The organism is Verrucomicrobiales bacterium (assembly GCA_016793885.1).
In the GTDB taxonomy this organism is placed as follows: domain Bacteria; phylum Verrucomicrobiota; class Verrucomicrobiia; order Limisphaerales; family UBA11320; genus UBA11320.
This window is the reverse complement of the sequence record JAEUHE010000006.1, coordinates 1-20,267: the sequence shown is the minus strand read 5'-3', so window position 1 is coordinate 20,267 and position 20,267 is coordinate 1. Positions and strand designations below refer to the sequence as shown.

The 20,267-nt window shown below is 59.6% G+C and carries 11 protein-coding genes; 8 read left to right on the top strand and 3 right to left on the bottom strand.

From position 1 onward, the window contains the following. Positions 1-51 precede the first annotated feature (51 nt). The 3 genes from JNN07_00815 to JNN07_00805 form a co-directional block, all read right to left on the bottom strand. Positions 52-3,783, bottom strand: a complete 3,732-nt coding sequence (locus JNN07_00815) for a protein kinase (GenBank protein ID MBL9166262.1) — start codon at positions 3,781-3,783, stop codon at positions 52-54. A 45-nt stretch (positions 3,784-3,828) separates the two neighbouring features. Then, the gene (locus tag JNN07_00810) at positions 3,829-4,575 is read right to left on the bottom strand and encodes a sigma-70 family RNA polymerase sigma factor (protein ID MBL9166261.1); all 747 of its coding nucleotides are present in this window, start codon (positions 4,573-4,575) and stop codon (positions 3,829-3,831) included. 333 nt (positions 4,576-4,908) lie between these two features. Beyond that, positions 4,909-5,067, bottom strand: a complete 159-nt coding sequence (locus JNN07_00805) for a hypothetical protein (protein MBL9166260.1) — start codon at positions 5,065-5,067, stop codon at positions 4,909-4,911. Between the two features lie 440 nt (positions 5,068-5,507). Between JNN07_00805 and JNN07_00800 the strand changes: the two genes are divergently transcribed. From JNN07_00800 to JNN07_00765, 8 genes are all read left to right on the top strand, one after another. Continuing rightward, the gene (locus JNN07_00800) at positions 5,508-5,951 is read left to right on the top strand and encodes a hypothetical protein (GenBank protein MBL9166259.1); all 444 of its coding nucleotides are present in this window, start codon (positions 5,508-5,510) and stop codon (positions 5,949-5,951) included. Positions 5,952-6,714: 763 nt separating this feature from the next. After that, positions 6,715-7,356 (top strand): alpha-ketoglutarate-dependent dioxygenase AlkB, encoded by a 642-nt coding sequence (locus tag JNN07_00795; GenBank protein MBL9166258.1) that lies wholly within the window; start codon positions 6,715-6,717, stop codon positions 7,354-7,356. 194 nt (positions 7,357-7,550) lie between these two features. Further along, positions 7,551-13,835, top strand: a complete 6,285-nt coding sequence (locus JNN07_00790) for a lamin tail domain-containing protein (GenBank protein MBL9166257.1) — start codon at positions 7,551-7,553, stop codon at positions 13,833-13,835. A 461-nt stretch (positions 13,836-14,296) separates the two neighbouring features. Beyond that, a complete protein-coding gene (locus JNN07_00785) occupies positions 14,297-15,244 on the top strand; it encodes an ROK family protein (GenBank protein ID MBL9166256.1) in 948 nt (315 codons plus the stop codon). Positions 15,245-15,265: 21 nt separating this feature from the next. Beyond that, on the top strand, positions 15,266-17,419 hold the full coding sequence (locus JNN07_00780; protein MBL9166255.1) for a glycoside hydrolase family 32 protein: 2,154 nt from the start codon (positions 15,266-15,268) through the stop codon (positions 17,417-17,419). A 466-nt stretch (positions 17,420-17,885) separates the two neighbouring features. Further along, positions 17,886-18,101, top strand: a complete 216-nt coding sequence (locus JNN07_00775; protein ID MBL9166254.1) for a twin-arginine translocation signal domain-containing protein — start codon at positions 17,886-17,888, stop codon at positions 18,099-18,101. 19 nt (positions 18,102-18,120) lie between these two features. Further along, positions 18,121-19,311 (top strand): glutathione-independent formaldehyde dehydrogenase, encoded by a 1,191-nt coding sequence (locus JNN07_00770; protein ID MBL9166253.1) that lies wholly within the window; start codon positions 18,121-18,123, stop codon positions 19,309-19,311. Positions 19,312-19,552: 241 nt separating this feature from the next. Then, on the top strand, positions 19,553-20,068 hold the full coding sequence (locus JNN07_00765; protein MBL9166252.1) for a DUF4255 domain-containing protein: 516 nt from the start codon (positions 19,553-19,555) through the stop codon (positions 20,066-20,068). Positions 20,069-20,267: the final 199 nt, after the last annotated feature.

Below are 20,267 nucleotides of genomic sequence, written 5' to 3'. Positions count from 1 at the left end.
GGCTAACGCATGAAGCCTTACCTGCGATCGGCGCGCCGTTGCTGGGTCGCTTCAGTGCAGCCGATGACCGCTATAATCTGGGTAACGCGTTCTAAACTCTCGCCACTTTTTCAACCAGGATTCCGGGGACAACTGAGCCAGGTCTCCTCCTGGGTGTACCTCTGCATCCGCATCAATTTCGGCGAGCAAACGCTCGGCGGCGGGGTCCAGCATCGCTGAGGGAAGCGCGCTATCTAGATCGCTCAATTCGATGTTGCCATCCAGGATGCCGCTGGCAATGAGCGTCCGCGCATCGGGTGTCAATCGAAGGTCTAACACCCAGCCATTCCGCTGCAGCGGAGGACGAATCATCATGCCGGTTCGGCGGTCCCAAAACTTGATTTTTCCGTCATGTCCTCCGGTGATGACCCAAGGTGTCCCGGGCACGAAGCACCCCGCCATGATCGTTTCCTCGTGTGACAACATCGGACAAACCAATTGGCCGCTGCGCCAGTCCCAAATTTGCGCGGTCCTGCCGCCGCCGGCCGTGAGCAACAGCTTTCCGTCCGGACTGAACCGGGTGAGAAACGGCCAATTGCTATAGGGGATGGCGGGTGCAATTGAGCGGCCGGTTTGGACGTCACGGAACTCGATCCGCATTTTGCTCGTCACCAGAGCCCATGCCGAATTGTTCCCATGGAACGCCATATCAAACGTGGTGAATGCGGGATGCGCATTCGTAAAAATGACACGGTTCTCGTCCCGGGAATACATGACGGTGGTATCAACCAATCCCCAGGAGGCAAAGACTCGACCGTCAGGACTGTAGGCACACCGCCCGTTATTCAGGGTCGCGTTCGCATGGGAAATAATGTCGGGACCGAAAAGCACTCGACTCACACGGTTGCTCCATTCGATCTCCACCCCTTCGCTACCCGCGCAACAGACACCGATCCATCTCCCCGCTGGGTGCAAACAGAGTCCGCGCGGTTCGGAAGGCATCGGGATCGGCTCGCCTAGTCGCTGGCCCGTCAGGAAGTTCCAAAATTGAATATTGCCTGATCCTCCGCTCTTCTCGAATGCGCTTAGGCTTCGGTCTGAGGTGGTGCTCACAGCAATCGCCATCCAGTCTCCACCGTTTCCGAACACGACGTCCATAATGGTCCCGCTCGGGTCGATGGCGGGCCCAGCCGGACGTCCGGTGCTGATGTCGAACGCCTGAGTGCGTCTTACTTTTCCGGACTCCGTGGTGAATCCCGACGAGGCGACGTATGTGCCGTCACCGGAAATCGCCGCCAACCCATTCTCTCCAGCAGCAATCGTGCGAACGAGCTGAGGACGGAGAATTCGCCAGATCCGGACCAATCCATCCTCGGCGGCAGCCACAAAGCGACCATCGGGAGAGAATTCCACGTTGACGACGGCGGTGTGATGTCGGCCGATGCTGCCCAGGAAAAGCCCATCTGCCACCGACCAAAGCTGAAGCTTGAGATCATAACCACCGCTGGCCAGCAACGTCCCATCTGGACTGAACCGAGCGCCCATGTGCAAACTCTGGTGGCGAGGGAAGGTGAGATCGATGGAACGCTGGAGATCGCGCACCGGAGCATCCCGTCGCGCGACGAAGCGTCCGTCGAGACTCACATCCAGAGGTGTTCCGGAGCCTTCCATCGCCCTCGCTGGAACTGGATGCCGTCCGAGAACCTCTCCAGAAGTCGAGCGCCGAACGACCAAATCCCCATTGTTCTCACCCACGACGTAGGCATCCCCGTCGTTGAGAAATTCTGACCCACCCCAGGGGTGCGACGGGGAAGGTGGGTGCAAAAACTTGGATGGGTCACTCACGAGGCAGATCCCTGTCTTGGATCCAGATTGGAGCAGCAAGCGATTTCCGCTCTGATCGAAGCGGACACGCTGGCAGGCCTTGGAGAATTGCCTGACTTCGCCGGTCCGCCAGTCCCACACGGCCGTGGCGCTGGCGACCCACCGACCGTCGGGACTCCACGCGATCTGGTCCGCGACTGCCCCCTCCAATCTGGCGAGCTCGCTACCGGAAGGATAGGCGAACACGGCCATCACGTTGCCAGGTAACAGAGCTGCCAGCTTATCGCCCTCGGGCCCCCATGCAGCTCGATGAATCTTGGATTCACGCAAGGGCAGCCAAGACTGTTCTGTTTCAAGGTCCCAGACTTGAGCTGAAGCCGCATTCTCAGCCTCGACAATCATCGCATCCTGGCGCGGGTTCCAAACGATCGAACGCAGGTGATCGTATCCTGTGTCCAGAGCGCGCACAGCGGTCCGGCATTCCTGTCGCCAGGCCTCCGTGCGTCGTCGATTGGCGGAGGAACGGTCTGGATCGTCGGCTGCGATCAAAGCGGCACTCGCGAACCAAAGCGCCGCCCGTTCTGAATCGCCCGTCTCTGCCGCGGTCAGGCCCGAACGCGTGTACATATCGGACAGTGTGAAGGTGGCTTCCCTTCGGGCACTGGCCTCCCCGGCGAGAGCCCTTTCAGTGCGACGGACTTGAGTCATGCTTACCACGAGTCCACTCAGCAGCGCCAGGAAGACGGAGGCGCCCGCCGCAACCGCCAATCGATTTCGTCGCACGAATTTCGCCGTCCGATATCCAAGCGTCGGCGGTACCGCCTCCACTGGCTCACCTGCGAGGAACCGACGCAGATCCTCTGCGAGCGCGGCGGCTCTGGCGTACCGGGCCTCGCGGTCCTTGCGGATGGCCTTCATCACCACCCAGTCCAGATCTCCCTGCAAGTAGGCTTGTCGCTCCTTGATCTCGAGTGTTGGGCTTGCTTCCGCTACGAATGTGGTGATGCGTCGGCTGGGAATCTGCGGCTCTTCCTCGCAGAGGATGCGCTGCATTTCCGCAACGCTCGTGTTGGTCAATCGGCTGGCCTCGATCGGCAACACTCCGGTAAGCATCTCATAGAGGACGACACCCAGCGAATAGACATCCGTGCGGGTATCGATATCAACCCCGGCTGAGCGAGCCTGTTCCGGACTCATGTAAGGCGGGGTGCCGAGGATTTGAAGCTGCCTCGTGAAGAGCGAACCTTCCCCCACCTCCTGCGTTGCTCGAGCCAAACCAAAATCGATCACCTTTACCTTCCCGTCGGCAACGAGGATGTTCGAAGGCTTTAGATCGCGGTGGATGACACCCTTCTGGTGGGCGTGCTCGACGGCCGCGCAAACCTCCTGGAACAGCCGTAACCGCGCGCCAAGATCGAGGCTTTCTGTTTCGCAGTAATCCACGATGGGCGCGCCCTCCACCAGCTCCATGGCGAAGTAGGGCCGGCCCGTCGCGGTGGCTCCCGCTTGAAAGACCTGTGCGATGTTCGGGTGTTGCAGAAGAGCCAGGGTCTGTCGCTCCCGCTGAAAACGCTGGATCACTTCGCGCGTATCCATGCCGAGCTTGATGATCTTGAGCGCGACACTGCGGGTGACAGGCGCGGTCTGTTGTGCCAGCCAGACGGCCCCCATACCTCCCTCACCCAGAAGCCGCACGAGGCGAAACTGATCGATGACCGTGCCGGGTTCCTCCGCGCTTGCCGCCATGATCTGTTCCTGTTCCTCTTCCTGCTCCGCCTCTTCATGGCCTTCCAGCAGCAACTGCAAGGCGGCAGACAACGCAGCGTTCCCCCGCGTGGCCTCGTGAATGAAGGAGAGACGGTCCTCGCGTTTGAGAGCCAAGGCCTGTTGGAACAGTTGATCCTCCAGAGCCATGTCGTCCTGTCCGGATGCAACATCCAGCAGGCAGCGAGTGCACGAGACGTCATCGGATCGAATCAAGGCCCCGCATCTGGAGCAATGGGAGTGGGCACGAGGGGGCATGGATCAGTCCTCGAACAACCCGCGCAGGTAGGTGAGCTCCTTCTCGACCTCCTCTTGGCTGGTGACCGTTTCGGCGACGATTTCACGCAGGATGGAGCGATAGCGCTGGCGCAATTTGAAGGCAGCAAAGCGCGTGGCGCCTTCCGTCAGGCCGAGTTGCGCGGCGATCTCTTTGTAGCAGCGAGTCGACGAACCGTCGGACAGATGGTCGCGCAACGCTTGAAAAACGCTCCTGCTTCCGTTCGATTCGTATTGAGCCTCGAGCTTGTCCACGGCCTGCCGAAGCAGCTCTCTTGCCCAGGCTCGTTCATACTCGACTTGCGGGGTGACGCTGCCGCGAGGCTCCAGCGCAAACCGCTCCTCTGCCGTGAGGGCGTCAAGCTCCAGGATTTTATGTCTGCCGCCACGCTTTTGCGCCTTGAGGCGGCGCCAATCCTCGCGCGCAAAATTCGCGAACGAGCTGAGCAAAAAGTTTCGCAGCTTCCCGCGTTCCGCCCGCGCCGCACCCAGCACATCCCGCGAGAGCAACCGCTCGAAGAATGATTGGGTGAGATCCTCTGCATCGCTGGGGCTCAAGTTCAGCCTGCGGGCATAACTATAAAGCGGGAACCAATAGGTCTGACAAAAACCCGCCAAGGCTTCCGGATCATCATCCTGCGCATCCAGAATGAGACTCCAGCGCGTGGGAGGAAATAGATTCCCTTGGGCCTTGGCGGCACCGTCTCGCTCGTTTCCATGGAAGGGTAACATCAGGTGGTAACTTGGCCATCGCGAGTGCTCGCGATGAGCCGGTACGGCGACCCCGCCACTGGTTGCGACTTGGCGATCACCATCGTTCGTCGTTTGGTTCGGTCATGTGTCTATCCGAGTGATAGCGATCCAAGCATTTCCTGGGGCGGCTTTCGTGGCTTTCAACTCACATTTTGTAAGGTGCTCCCGGTGCAGGCAATGGTGCGCATCGTGCTTCGACTTTGTGCCAGACATTTTGATATAGTTCACGCAAAATCGTGTTCTTCGGTGAGAGGCATTTTCGGGGCGACGAGGACGATGCGTGGCCTACCCTATCTGGGAGGGGCCCGGCGATCAGGTACAGCCCGCTGAATTCTCGACATTCGCTGCCTTCATTCGAGTCAGGCTCTTCGTGGCATCCTCCCTTACTCCATCCATCTCGTTCAAAAGCCGGTTGAGCAGACTTTCCTCGAACGCCCCGAATCGACCGATTCGGATATGAGGATCGAACATCTAGAGTTCATGAGAAATAAGTGGTTCGCGAAACACAGATGGACGGAACCAATGTGGGAATTCATTTCCTTCCATCGGGTCGCATGGTTCTGCAGTGCCGCGGACAGGAGATTACTGAGGGCATGCATCCGCAGTATGGTTCGGCATGAGCTTGTTGAGGAACTGAAACAACCCTCAATCACGGAAGGCCACGGGCTCGAAATCCATTGCTGAGGGCCTACTTTTCGACTGGCACATCTTCGCAAAGTATCCCAGCTTCGCACTTGAGCGGGGCAGGGCAGTGGGCTTAGCTACCCTTACAATTATCCCTGATCAATGAGAGACGCCACCCCGCACATGACCCAGCTCTCTTCCCAATTTGAACGCATCCTATCGAGCTGCCAAACGATCTGGCGGATTGCATCCTTGTCGGTTTGCATCAACTGCGCGCAGGAAGGGATTTGTCGACCTCGCTGGCCGAGAGTGGGTCGGCAGCGGCTGAGCCGACGGCGCTGGCTCGACAAGCAGCGGCTCGATTCTCTGCCCAATTCATTCTGCGCTCCGAACTGCTGGCTATCCCAGCGAGTCGGTGGAGAATAGGCGTCCGCGAGTCCAACGGGGCGGTAAGCCAGTTCGAAACCCAGCTCCAGCTGATCAACGAGGATCCCTACGAAGCTAAGATCGTGCTGACTAAGTCATTTGGGGGCCTCGAGCACAGGCAGGGTGAGGAAACGGAGGGAGAGCCAACACCCCATTTTGTCCTAACGGTTTCGAACCAGGCCGAGGCTGAACGAGCCGCCAACGGCGTTACGCCCTCCGACGCTCAGGAATGGTACCAGTCAATCATAGCAGCGATTAATGACGATCGCCGACGATACCAGCGCGGCACTCGGGTCAGGTTATAGGCTCGATGGAGGGGCAGGGATGGTCGAAAGTGAACGGATGGGGCGGGCCTTCAGCCCTTGTCGATAGGGTGGATGCTTTCTCCTGGGATTTCATCCCAGGCTGGGATGGGACGCACCTTTGGTGCTAGGGTCGGTGCCGTGGTGCCCGGAGGGACTTGCCCCCCTTTGTCGGAAACTTTGTCGACTGGCCGGTCGGTAGCTCGTCTCGGCAGCCGAAGGGGTGGGGACTTAACTCGACGAAGATTCCGACAAAGGGGGGAATGGGGGTGGAGGTGTCCAAGGACTGACGTCGTCTCCTACAAGGGGAATTCCGAAGTTGTAGCGACGTCCGTCCCTGGACGTTCATCCATCGGGTTATCCTGATATCAGGATCAAGATACCGACACTTGGCAGGTATAAGTTGGCCCCGCTTGGGTAAGCGGTTACGTTCTGCACGTTCGATGAGCGCCTGCATGACATTCGCATCCAGATTAGAGACGCTCCGAAGCGGTTCCCGTCAGGGATTCACTTCGGAGGGTTTCGCGCATCTGCAGCTATTTGCGTTCTGGGCGAACCATTCCTGCGGACATTCTCGCCCCTCCCAGATATTCCAGTCGGCTCAACCGGCCTGCTAGAGATTCCTAGCCGGTTTGCCGACTCGGTCTCCCCGGTCTCTCAAGGATTGAGTCCATCGTTGGTCTCATCCCCCCCATAAAAGCCTTGGTGCGGTAATCAAACGTTACTCCCCACTCAACCAAACTAAGAACAGTCGTACCTATTCGCTATGAATGCACTCAATTCAGACGGTTCAACTGCGGCTGATGCCGCGACCCTGGCACTTCTCCGGAACGAATTGGACGAGGAGACGCTATTTCTGCCTGGATTCATTTCCGCCCCTGAGGAGCTCCTGGCTTCGGCTCGGAGGGACGCAACGTGGGATACTTCCATGGATGTGAGGGAGATGGCCAACTTTGGTGTGCCCTGGACATCGACGCACCTGGTGTTTCCCCGCATCGAGATGCCGGATTACCTGATGGAGATCTGTCGTCGAATCTCGCTCGAACTGGGCGAGCGCGGTTTCATGCCGAACAATTGCCTCCTTAACTTTTACAAGAACGGCCAGTCCACGATGGGGTTCCACTCCGACAACGTGAACGAAATGATCGAGGGCACGGGGGTGGCCATCGTGTCGCTGGGGGCGGTGCGGGAACTCACATTCCGCCGCCTCGATGACAAGGCTCGGCGTTTTCGGTTCTCGTTGGAGAATGGTTCCTTGTTTTTCATGTCGCGAGAACTCCAACACAAGTGGCAGCACGGCGTCATGGGCGCCTCCCGGAAAATCGGGGCTCGAATGAGTTTGACGTTCCGTCAAGTCCCCGAGGATGGACGGCGAGTCGAACGCTCGCCGCATTCTGGCGGTTACTAGGGCGTTGACCGAAAGCTCGAGCTGCGCTGGGTTCACCATCGATGGGTGGTGGACCCAGCCAATTCCGAGGAATCCCGCTGGCAAACAGCTTGCTTTCGGCCGATTCCTGCTTAGTGTTTAGTTCCTCCCCAGAGGTATCGATGCACAACTGGTTTGAAATGCTGTTCAGCAGCACTGCTCCTCATCCTACTCCCATGAAGTCACGCCTCCTCGCGTCGCCCCTCGCCTCCCTGATAGTCCTGCTCCTGGTGGCGTGGACTGGCGGGTTACGGCCTATGGCTCGCGCGAACGACAGCGTGCTGATCAGCGAGTTCATGGCTAACAACTCCAGGTCACTGGCCGACGAGAATGGTGACTTCAGCGACTGGATTGAAATTTACAACGCGGGCACGACGACTGTAAACCTCCTCAACTATTGCCTGACCGATAACGCGAGCAATCCAGCCAAGTGGCGATTCCCCGCCACCAACTTACCTCCAGGCCGGTTCCTGGTGGTGTTCGCTTCGGAGAAAAACCGACGAATCCCAGGGGCTCCGTTGCATACCAATTTTCGACTCTCGGCCGATGGGGAATATCTTGGGCTTTTTCTACCCGATGCCGCGACCCGCGTGTCCGAGTTCGCTCCCCTCTTTCCGCCTCAACGCGCCGATGTCGCCTATGGTCAGGCGGCCACGGGTACGGACACGGCGTTGATTTCACTCGGTGGGGCCGCCCGTGCCTGGGTACCGGTTGACGAGTCTTTGGGTCTCAACTGGTCTTTCCCCACGTTCGACGACTCTACGTGGGTGCAAGGGACCACGGCGATCGGTTATGAACGCAGCCATGGTTATGAATCGCTCCTGGGATTGAACCTCCTCTCTCCAACACTGCCAGCCGCTCATCGCATCGATCGAGACGACGATGGCATCAACGAGAACACCTCGGTCTACATACGCATCCCATTCCTCGTGGAAAGCCCGTCGGGTATTAACTCACTCGCCCTGCGCATGCGCTATGACGACGGGTTCGTGGCCTACCTCAACGGCCAGGAGGTCGCACGGGCCAACCAGCCGCCCAACCTCACCTGGAATTCCTCCGCTGCCAGCGACTATGGCGACGTCACAGATGTCATGGTGGCCATCAGCTACGGTCCCGGAAACAACATCACGATCTATCGAAACGGGGAGATCTACGCACCGGCCTCGGCGGCCACCTTAGGCACCTTGCAATCCTATCCGGCGAACGTCGCCGACGTGCTGATTGGGAAAAGGCATGAAGATTTAGGTCCAGGGGGCACGCGTACTGGGGCCGATGGTTTCCTCGCGGGATCGATCAACGAAGCCCGTCTGTACAACTCCGCCCTCAATGGCCAAGGCGTTCAGTCCCTCTTTCGATCCGGTCCCGCCCCGGGAACCAACGCACTGGTCAGCACCCCGGTCACCAATCTTCTCCATCAATGGACCTTCAACGATGGAACCGCCCGGGACAGCGTCGGATCCGCCCACGGCACGCTCTTCGGTGGAGCACAGATCGAGCAGGGCCGCCTCGTTCTGGATGGCATCGATGATTTCATGCGATCCAGCGTCATTCGCACCAACATCCGGGAGCGCACGCTGGTGGTTTGGCTGAGTCTCGACAATCTCGGCCAACAAGCCGGGAGTGCGATGACCCTCGAGAACCCGACCGGAGGCGATACCTTCGACGGCATCGTGTTTGCCGAACGGGTGCCAGGGCAATGGATGAACGGAAGCAGCTTCTTTGCGCGCTCCGTGGCCGACAACCGGGGGCCACCTGAAACCGTCACGGACGTGTTCATCCCGGCGCGGCCCGAGCTGTTCGACATCTCCGTCCACACGGACCTGTTGACGGCGGGGACCAATATTCTAGCCATCCACGGACTGAACTTCAGCCCGTCCGACTCAGACTTCCTGATCCTTCCCGAACTGACGGCAGGACGATATCTCATCGGAACTGGAGCCGGTGGCTACTTTGCTGACTCCACACCTGGGCGCATGAACGGGGGGACGTTCCGGCGTGTGCAAGCGAACCTGTTCTTTGACCACGTCCGGGGATTTCAGAGCGCACCGTTCTCCCTCACCATCACGAGCGACGTTCCCGGGGTGACCATCCGCTACACACTCGACGGGCGTGCGCCCAACTTGACCAACAGTCTCGTCTACGTGGATCCGATTCTCATCGGTCGTACAACCACCCTGCGCGCCTCCGCTTTCCTCCCGGGATTTGATCCTGCTGAGCCAGTCACACAAACATTCCTCTTTCCGGCAGACATTCTCCAGCAGACCAACACCGCTCCGCCGGGGGCTCACTGGGACACCGAGATGGATCGGAACGTGGTCAACAACCCCAGCCTGCCGTGGAGCGTCGCCCAGGCACTGGTGGATCTACCCACGGTGTCCGTCGTCATGAATCCAGACGATCTGTTTGGGGAGAACGGCATTTATCAGAATGCCACCGCCCGCGGAGAGGATTGGGAACGGGGCACTTCCATCGAGTTCTTCTACCCGCCCGAGTATCAAGGTCGCCGGGTGGATTCAGGCTTCGCCATCCATTGCGGCATTCAGATCAATGGCAATTTCAGTCGGCTGACGCATCAGCCCAAACACAGTTTCCGACTCGTCTTCAAGGATCGGTGGGGAGCACCTAAGCTGAGATTCCCCCTGTTTGCCGACTATGAGGTCGATGAATTCGACACGCTTCTGCTCGCCTGTGGCCACAATCAGGGGTGGTCCACCGGCATCGAGAACTCTCAATTTCTGCGCAACCGGTTTACCTGGGACATGGAGTCCATGGGCGAGTTTCAACCCAAGGTTCACAGCCAATCCGTTCATGTTTATCTGAACGGCATGTATTGGGGCCTCTATGACCTTCACGAACGCCCCGACGAGTCCTTTGCCGCCGCCAACTTTGGAGGATCCAAGGAAGAGTATGACGTGTTCAAGGGGCTTAGCGCCGGAGGTTCCACCAGCGCTCCCCTGATCAATGGCACCCGTGACGATTGGGATGAACTGTTCGTCCGGGCGAGCCGCAACCTCGCGAATCCCACCAATTATGCGGCGGTGAGTGAGCTGGTCGACATTGGTCAACTGATCGATTACTCCATCGGCATTCTGTATAGCGCCGATCGCGACGGTCCCACGGGCTGGCTCAATGGTCCCCCCAACTCCCTAGAACCGAAAAACTTTTACGCTTCCAAACGCCGCACTGCCGACGGCCGATTCCGGTTCTGGCGATGGGACTCGGAGTTCACGTTCGAGACGGTCACGGAGGACGTGAGCGAGCGTCAAGGCACGGAGAACCCGGGCCTTCTCCACTACAAGCTTCGTTCCAATCCAGAATACCGCTTGCGCTTCGCTGATCGGGTGCAGGAGCTGTTCTTTAACGACGGACCTTTCACGGTGGCCGAGCTGAGCACCCGCTACTCCACCCTGGCCGCGGAACTGGATCGCGCCGTCGTGGCGGAATCAGCACGGTGGGGAGATTCGAAACGCGAGCCTCCCTTCTCGCGAGAGGTCGAATGGATTCGCGAACGCGACCGCATTCTCAATAGCTACATCCCCGGTCGGCTCAACGTGTTTCTGAGCCAGTTGCGGGCGGATGGCTTGTTTCCAGCCATCGGCGTCCCCGTCTTCCATATCAATGGCTGGCCGCAACATGGCGGCCTGATCCTGCCCAACGACGCGCTTAGCCTCACCTCAACCAATGGACAGATCTACTACACTCTCGATGGCTCAGACCCACGTGACCCGAGCCAAGCCACATCGATCGCCTCCCAGGCATTGGCCTACACTGCGCCGATCGTCCTGGCCGATGGAGCCATCGTGAGCGCACGAGTATTGAATGGCACCCAATGGAGCCCTTTGGTCGACGCAACGTTTTACGTAACGCAGGATTATTCGGCTCTCCGCCTCACGGAGGTGATGTATCATCCTCTCGAAACCAATGGTGTGGAATTCCTCGAGCTCAAGAACATTGGCTCGAGTGCACTGAACCTGGAACGAATGAAGCTTTCGGGTGGAGTCGACTTCACTTTCCCGCGAGGCACGCTCCTGCGTCCGAACGGTTTTCTTGTCCTGGTTTCCGACGCGGAAGCCTTCAAGTCTCGGCATCCTGGCATTCCGTTCGCGGGCGTTTTTCGCGGGCAACTCAACAATAACGGCGACACGCTCCGGCTGACTCATCCGGTTCGTGGCCTGGTGCTGGAGATGACCTATGGCGACTCTGCTCCCTGGCCGGTTTCGGCGGATGGGCTTGGATTCTCGCTCGTGCCTCGTGAGACGGAGGACGGTGCGTTTTTCGACGCCCCATCCGCATGGCGTGCCAGCACGGCTGCCGGCGGTTCACCGGGCCATGATGACCCGACAACTGGACTCCCGCGTCTCGTCATCAACGAAGTCCTCACGGCCGCCACGGCGCCACTTCTCGATAGCGTAGAACTCTGGAACCCGACGGAATTAACCGTGAACATCGGCGGCTGGTTCTTGACTGATGATCCGGCGCTCCCGCGGAAGTTCCGGATTCCGGACGGCGTGACCCTGGCACCCGGTGGCTTTGCGGTTTTCGATGAGTCGCATTTCAATCAGCCAGCTCTCACAACCAACGCGTTCGCTCTGAGCTCCCGCGGCGACCAGATCTATCTCTTCTCCGCAGACGCCTCAGGCCAGCTCACGGGCTACGATCACGGGTTCAGTTTCGACGCGGCTCCGGAAGGCGTGTCGTTGGGACGTCTCGTTCTGAGCACGGGGGAGGAAGCGTTTCCGGCCCAGACCACCCGGACGTTTGGAGGTGTCAACAGTAGCCCACGCATCGGTCCCGTGGTGCTCACCGAGATCCATTATAATCCTCCGGCTCCGGAGGATGCTTTTGTGGAGCTCCAAAACATCTCCAGCGGGATCGTCTCGTTCGACCCCACTCCGCCCTCCACCAACACCTGGCGATTGAATGGCGTCGACTTTGAGTTTCCTCCGGGCGTCACCTTAATGCCCGAGGAGCGGCTACTCATCACCGCAGGTCATCCGCAGGCCTTTCGCGACCGTTTCCAGGTGCCCAGCGGCATCCGGATTCTTGGGCCGTGGGCCGGTCGCCTCCAAAGCAAGGGCGAGCGATTGCAGCTCCAACGTCCTGCCGCTCCGGACTCCAATCCCGTTGCCTATATCACCGTGGACGAAGTTCGCTATGATGACCGTGAGCCCTGGCCCGTGGCTGCTGACGGCACCGGGGCCTCCCTTCAACGGTTGGGAGGCTCCCTCTATGGCAACGAACGTTTGCATTGGGCTGCTGCCCTAGCGACTCCGGGCATGGCACTGCACAGCGGCGATGCCCCCGTCATTCTGAGCCAGCCTGTGAGCCTCGAGAACGTGGCTTACCGCGATATCCAGTTCAGCGTGACTGCCACCGGACAGCCTCCTTTGAACTATCAATGGTGGTTCAATCACTCGAAGATTTCGGGAGCCACCCATTCGACCCTCTTGCTCACCAACGTGCAGCCCGGCAGCGTTGGGACCTATCGCGTTAGCGTGTGGAACAGTGCGGGATCCGTGGTGAGCTCCAACGCCACGCTCAACCTGCGGATACCGGCCACGATCACCCAGCAGCCGCGCAGTCGCAACGTCACCAACAACGGCATCGCCACTCTCAGCGTTGCCGCCCGGGGCCGCGGCCCGCTGAGGTACCAGTGGCAATTCGATGGGGTGAATCTTCCCAACGCCACCAACGCGACCTTGACCCTATCGAACGTCACCATCGCTGCCACGGGACCCTATCGAGTCATCGTGTCCGATGAGTTCGGCTCCAGCCCGAGCCAGCTCGCCTTCCTGACCGTCCTGGTCCGTCCGACCTACCTGGTTCATCCACTCAGCCAGTCGGTCGTGCAGGGGGATGCGGTGTCCTTCACCGCTGTGGCCGATGCCACTTTCCCCGTCACCTTCCGATTGCGCCGTGGAACTTCCACGCTGGCTACCCAGGTGCTCAATACAGGCACCGTCACGTTCACACTCAACAATCTGCAGCCTGGAAACGCCGGCAGCTATACCATTGTCGCTGCGAACGCCGCCAACCTGACAGGCGTCGTTTCGACCAGCGCATCTTTGACGGTGTTGGCGGACTCAGATGGCGACCGGTTGCCGGACTTTTGGGAAACGCTGCACGGGTTCAACCCCGCGAATCCGGGCGAGGGCGCTTTGGACTCGGATGGAGACACCCTGAACAACCGGGCCGAGTACATCGCCGGTACCGACCCGACCAATGCCTCCAGCTACCTGAGATTGGATCAGGTGATACCCGGAGCCCCAACGCGTCTGCTTTTTCAAGCCGTTTCCAATCGCACGTACCGGGTGGAACACCGTGAGGAACTTCAACAGGGTTCCTGGCAACTCCTCCAGCAGATCCTACCCCGCACCACCAACCATGTCGGGGTAGTCATAGATCCATCTGAAGCTCGGGCTGCTCGTTTCTACCGTCTACTGATTCCTGCGGAGCCTTGATTGTCGGCCTGGCATTGGTCGGGAGAGGCTCTTTTGGATGGGAGGGAGATGGCCAACTTTGGTGTGCCCTGGACATCGACTCACCTGGTTGTTAGGGGGCCCGAACCCGCAGGGTTCAGAGAAATAAGCCGGGGGTGCCAGCACCCCCGGAGCCGTTAGAAGTATCGAGCATCGCGCAGCGATGCCACCGGCTTCAGAGGCCTGCGTCACCCCTGCTCAAGGAACGTGATCCATTCGTCAGTCCGTTCGCTGACCGGTGGCACACCTTTCAGGGTGCTATAAAAATGGGGCCGAAAGCCCGGGGGTGTCGCTGCGCTCCACGCCCCGGCTAAGCTCTTCGAACCCTGCGGGTTCTCGGCCGCAGATTCAGGAACTCACCCGAGGAAGTGAATGATGCCCCAGTTGTCCGAAAAGCACTTTTTCTGATTGGACTCTCTGCGTGTGGAGGAAATGATGAAGTCATGAGCGTGCAGCAAAACTCTATCGTCGGTGCCATTGAAGCCGGTGGCACAAAGTTCGTCTGCGCCATTGGCAACAGCTCCGGCGCGACGCTCCTGGAGCGGGCGCAGTTTGCTACGGGAGACAATCCGGCGAGACTCATGCGTGAAGTGGTGACGTGGTTTTCCACCCAACAGAAGAAGTATGGTCCGCTGGTCGGCCTGGGCGTCGCCTCCTTCGGCCCGGTCGACCTGGATGTGACATCGCCGACCTATGGTTTCATTACGACCACTCCTAAGCAGGGATGGCAGAATGCCGATATCCTCGGCCCGCTGCGTCAGGCGTTCCCGGGGCTGCCGCTTGGTTTCGACACAGACGTGAATGGTGCAGCTCTGGGTGAGGCGCGCTGGGGTGCAGCGCGTGGGCTGGAGGATTTTATCTACATCACCGTCGGGACCGGCATTGGAGGCGGTGGCATGGCCCGCGGACGGTTGCTTCATGGGTTGGTGCATCCGGAGATGGGCCACATCAGCGTGCCGCAACGTCCGGGCGATGCCTTCCCGGGCCAGTGTCCATTTCACGGTCCTTGCTGGGAGGGTCTCTGTTCTGGGCCGGCCATTGCTGCGCGCGCGGGAGCGCCCCCCGAGTTGCTCGCACCTGACCATCCAGCCTGGGGCGATGTGATTTTCACGATGGCGCATGCGTTGAAGAACCTTGCCTGCGTGCTCTCGCCGCAACGCATCCTGCTGGGAGGGAGCGTCCGGAAGGCCGGCCTGCTCGGCGAGGCCGTGTTCTTCGATCGGTTGCGCACGGCGTTCCGCGCGGCGTTGGGAGGCTATATTTCCTCGCACGCTGTGAGTGAGCGGGGTATTGCCAGCTACATCGTGCCGCCAGAACTCGGTGACGATGCGGGCGTGTGCGGCGCGCTGGCCTTGGCGCAGGATGCCGTGAAGGAAACCGCACTCTCTTAATTTCAACCGACAACCCCACACATGAAGACCCAGCTCACAACGACGCTCCTTGCGTTCGTTTCCATCGCTTCGGCCCTCGCAGCGGATGACATCGTCATCGCCACCTTCGAGAACGATAGCTATGCGCCCTGGACGGTCACAGGTGAAGCCTTCGGACCAGCTCCGGCCAAGGGCACCTTGCCGGGACAGATGCACGTGGATGGCTTCCAGGGCAAAGGCCTGGTCAACTCCTTCTTCAAGGGAGACGCCACGACAGGCTCGCTGACCTCGCCGGAGTTCAAGATCGAGCGCCGCTACATTGGATTCCTGATCGGCGGGGGGAAGAGCACCGAGAAACTTGCCCTCAACTTGCTGGTGGGCGGGAAGATCGTTCGCAGCGCGACCGGCCCGAACGACCAGCCTGGCGGCAGCGAGATGCTTGCGCCGGAGTCTTGGGACGTTGGCGAGTTCGCCGGTCAAAATGCGAAGATCCAAATCATCGACAACGCCACGGGTGGTTGGGGGCACATCAATGTGGATCACCTTGTCCAGACGGATCGCAGGCCCCCTGGCCTCGTCACGAATGCCAAACGCGATTTCAAGATTGAGAAGCGTTACCTGAATCTGCCGATCAAAAACGGTCCCACGCGGAAGGTGACGACGTTCATTGATGGTCGGGTGGAAGTCCGCAACGACATCGGTCTGGCGAATGGCGATCCGGATTGGTGGGCGCCAATGGACGTCAGCGCCTGGCGCGGCAGGACGGTCACGGTGCAAGTCGATCGATTGCCGGAAGACTCCACGGCATTGAGCGCGATCGAGCAGAGCGACGAAATCAAGGGCGCAGAGAATCTCTACCGCGAACCGTTGCGCGGACAGTTTCATTTCTCGCCGAAGCGCGGCTGGAACAACGACCCGAATGGGATGGTCTTCCACAACGGCGAGTATCATCTCTTCTTCCAGCACAATCCCTACGGCTGGCCGTGGGGCAACATGCACTGGGGTCATGCCGTCAGCCGAGACCTGATTCATTGGGAGGAACTGGGCGACAAACTCGCCCCGGACGACATGGGACCGATGTTCAGCGGCAGCGCCGTTGTTGACTGGAGGAATACCAGCGGCTTCGGCAAGGATGGCAAGCCGCCGATCGTTTTGATCTACACGGCAGCTGGCAATCCCACCGTGCAATGCATCGCCCACAGCACGGACGGGCGGACGTTTACCAAGTACAGCGGCAATCCTGTTGTGAGGCAGATTACCGGCGGCAATCGCGATCCGAAGGTCATGTGGCACGAGCCGACGAAGCGTTGGGTGATGGTGCTCTATGTCGAGTGGCAGAAGAAGCACACCATCCACTTCTTCACGTCGCCGAATTTGCGCGACTGGACACTTGCCAGCATCACGGACGGCATCCCGGGCAGCAACTTCCTCTTCGAGTGTCCGGATTTCTTCGAATTGCCCGTGGATGGCAACTCTTCGAACAGGAAGTGGGTTCTGCTCGGCGCGAACAGCGAATACGCCATTGGCACGTTCGATGGCACGAAGTTCAGCCCCGAACAATCCAAGCTGCCCGGGCACCGCGGCCGCGGCTTCTACGCGCCGCAAACCTTCAGCGACATCCCGAAACGCGACGGACGTCGCATTCAAATCGGCTGGTTCCAGACCGAGACGAAAGGGATGCCGTTCAACCAGTCCATGACCGTGCCGCTCGAGCTTCAGCTCCTCTCCACCGCCGACGGCCCGCGTCTGACCTTCACGCCCGTGAAGGAACTCGCGAAGCTGCGCGCCAAGACCCATCGCGTCAAAGCCGGCACCCTGACGTCAGCCAGCCCAAACCCGCTCGCCCCAGTAAACGCTGAACTCGTCGAGCTTCGCGCCGAGTTTACGCCCGCCGATGGCAGCGAAGTCACCTTCAACGTCCGCGGATGTGTGATCTCCTATGACGCGACGAAGCAGGAACTCACCGTCAACGGACATCGCACACCCGCTCCGTTGAGGGGTAGCGAGCAACGCCTCACGATCTACTGCGACCGCACCGGCCTCGAGGTCTTCGCCAGCGACGGTTTGTGCTACGTGCCCATGCCCTTCCAGCCGAAACCCGCCGACCGCACGCTCAGCGTTGGGGTGCAGAGCGGCGCGGTGAAGTTCAGCAAACTGGAGGCTTACGACCTGAAGTCGGCGTGGAAGTCGAAATAAGCGGCCTACGATGAACAGTCGCCCCGTTAAGGCGACCCTGACGTGGTCATGATGTGCCCGGACTGGGTTGCGTCTGCAGCCTCGTGAGGCCTCTCGGTTCTGTAGGAGACGAAGTGACGAGACTTCCGGTCGCAGCTCCCCCCGTTTGAGTCCAACCGATCGCAGCGCCTGCCGGTCGAGACGTTGCGCGCGCTTTTTCCTTTCCGTGCCATGTCCCCCGCGACTCACCTGATCCCTCCTGTGCCGGACGAGGCGTGGCTGCGACTCCGGCTCCATGGGCAGGAGCGGGTCAGCATGTAGGAGTTTGTGGATCGAGCTGAATTGATGTCGAACGCGGATGTGTGGTGGAGATCTCCCGGTAAGGGAGCTGAGTAGGCAACTCAGGCGGATGGGTAAAAGACCCTATAGCGTCGGTCTCGGCCCGCGTGCAGCCTGATTTACGGACGCTACAAAGCTCGCGATAACTATGAATACTGACTCGAGACCAGAAGACATATGGGGACAGGACAATCGTCGCCGTTTCATTAAAAAAGTGGGCGTCGCCAGCGCGGCTGTGGCGGCCCAGGAACTTTTGCCAACGGCGGGCGTTTCCCAGGAGGTGCAGGCTTTAGGCAAATCGGGGGCCGTGCCGCGCCGGGCATTTGGACGGACGGGTGTCCAGGTCTCGATCCTCGGCCCCTAAACCCCAATAAATCAAAATAATGAAAGCACTGATATACAATGGTCCTCATGACGTTCGAATAAAGAATGTCCCCGACGCGAAGATCGAAATGCCCACCGATGCGCTAATTAAGGTGACCAGCACCAACATTTGCGGCTCCGACCTCCACATGTATGAAGGCCGGACGAATGTCGAGGAGGGAAAAATTCTTGGTCACGAGAATCTAGGACAAGTGTTGGAGGTGGGTGCGGCCGTGGCTCGCATCAAGGTCGGAGATTGGGTTTGTCTACCCTTCAATGTTGCCTGTGGCTTCTGCAAGAACTGCGAGCGTGGTTTCACAGGTGCTTGTCTGTTCATGAATCCCGGCACGGCGGGCGCAGCTTACGGCTTCGCCGGCATGGGACCCTACAGCGGCGGTCAGGCTGAGTATCTGCGAGTTCCTTACGCCGACTTCAACTGCCTCAAGCTTCCTGAGGACGCCCAGGAATTGGAAACGGATTATGTGATGCTCTCCGACATCTTCCCCACTGGCTGGCACGCTACGGAACTGGCCGGCGTCAAAGCCGGCGAGTCTGTCGTCATCTACGGATGTGGCCCCGTCGGCCTAATGGCTGCGCACTCAGCCATGATTAAGGGTGCCAGCAAAGTCTTTATCGTGGACGCCCACCCGGATCGGCTGGCTTTGGGAGAACAGATTGGAGCCATCCCGATCGACTACTCCAAAGGCACAGCGGTAGAGCAAATTCTGGCGCTTACCGACGGCGAAGGTGCTGATCGTGGATGTGAGTGTGTGGGTTACCAGTGCCACGATCCGGCCGGACATGAAGTTCCGAATGCGACCATGAACGACTTGGTGAAGTCTGTGCGCGCCACAGGCGGCATTGGTGTGGTAGGGGTATTTGTACCCGAGGATCCGAAGTGTCCCGACGAGCTGGGCAAGGAAGGCAAACTCGCCTTCGACTTCGGACTGTTTTGGTCTAAAGGCCAAAAGGTGGGCACTGGCCAGGCTAACGTCAAAGCTTACAACCGCTACCTTGGCGAGCTTATCCATGCCGGGCGCGCCAAACCTTCCTGGATTGTCTCGCATGAACTCGCCCTTGAGGAAGCGCCGGATGCCTACAAGCATTTCGATGCCCGGGACGCTGGCTGGACCAAGGTGATTTTGCATCCTGCGGGAATGGCGAAAAGTGCCAAGCGCACCAGCAGCCGCAACAAAGTCGCTCGCAAATAGCCACGATTGGCTGACTAAAAGAAGACTCCAACCCCTTGTTCTAGGGGACAAGGGGGCGAGTCCACGGGGGTGTAGCTCCCCTGCGCTCCGACGCCTTCTGCATCGTCTCCTTCAGGGGCAGGGGGAGAAATTTCAGGGTTGTGCGATGGCCTGCTTGCGCATGATTCTCAACTCAATGAACAGCGTGTATAATTTCTGCGAGTGGAGATCGGTGCACTTGGGAAATATCTGACCATTGGCTATGACCACACCCCATCGCATTGCCGCCGTCTCGCTCGCCCTCCAACGGATCGTGGCCCAGGCCATTCCAATGGGGGTGGAGGTCACCACGTTACCTCTCGCGCGAGCTGAGCTGTTCGTTCCCAGCGCCAATCCAACAGCCCGGGTGAATGTGGCGCTCATTCGTGCCGCAGTGCCGACGTCGATCCGAGAGGCTCATCCTCGCCCGAGTTTGGTTTCCGAACCAGCCATTCCTTTGGAAATTCAGTATGTAGTGACATTTCATGGCGATGCACCGCCGGCTGTGGAGCACTCAGTGGAAAGGCTGCTGGAAGCGATCATGCAGCAGCTCCACCAGCACCCAGTTCTCACTCCCGCTGATCTTGAGGCCGCTTTGCCTGGCGCGGATACTCCCCTCCTGTCGGTCAGTGTTCACTACGAAAGCCTCAGCGATACGGAACTGCGAGATCTGTTCGTCTGTTGCAGGGCGACGTGGCAGCCCGCACTGGTTTATCGTGTGCGATTGACCCATTCGTGAGAAAGCTCGGGAGGGGCGCGAGAACCTGTTAACTTCAGCCTCTACCAAGACTGCGAAGTTGTAGCGACGTCCGTCCCCGGACGTTTCCCCCCTCCGGAATGCAGCGACGTGGTCTTCGCATACCATGTTCCTCGTCACTTGGAGGGTATAGGGTGGCGAGAAGGAAAAGCGGTGGCATGCCACGCGCGGTCCATAGGGG

Coding starts and splice junctions, on each gene's coding strand:
- JNN07_00770 (MBL9166253.1), top strand. CDS start 18,121: ATGAAAGCACTGATATACAATGGTCCTCATGACGTTCGAATAAAGAAT.
- JNN07_00795 (MBL9166258.1), top strand. CDS start 6,715: ATGAATGCACTCAATTCAGACGGTTCAACTGCGGCTGATGCCGCGACC.
- JNN07_00790 (MBL9166257.1), top strand. CDS start 7,551: ATGAAGTCACGCCTCCTCGCGTCGCCCCTCGCCTCCCTGATAGTCCTG.
- JNN07_00775 (MBL9166254.1), top strand. CDS start 17,886: ATGAATACTGACTCGAGACCAGAAGACATATGGGGACAGGACAATCGT.
- JNN07_00810 (MBL9166261.1), bottom strand. CDS start 4,575: ATGTTACCCTTCCATGGAAACGAGCGAGACGGTGCCGCCAAGGCCCAA.
- JNN07_00785 (MBL9166256.1), top strand. CDS start 14,297: ATGAGCGTGCAGCAAAACTCTATCGTCGGTGCCATTGAAGCCGGTGGC.
- JNN07_00765 (MBL9166252.1), top strand. CDS start 19,553: ATGACCACACCCCATCGCATTGCCGCCGTCTCGCTCGCCCTCCAACGG.
- JNN07_00780 (MBL9166255.1), top strand. CDS start 15,266: ATGAAGACCCAGCTCACAACGACGCTCCTTGCGTTCGTTTCCATCGCT.
- JNN07_00805 (MBL9166260.1), bottom strand. CDS start 5,067: ATGTTCGATCCTCATATCCGAATCGGTCGATTCGGGGCGTTCGAGGAA.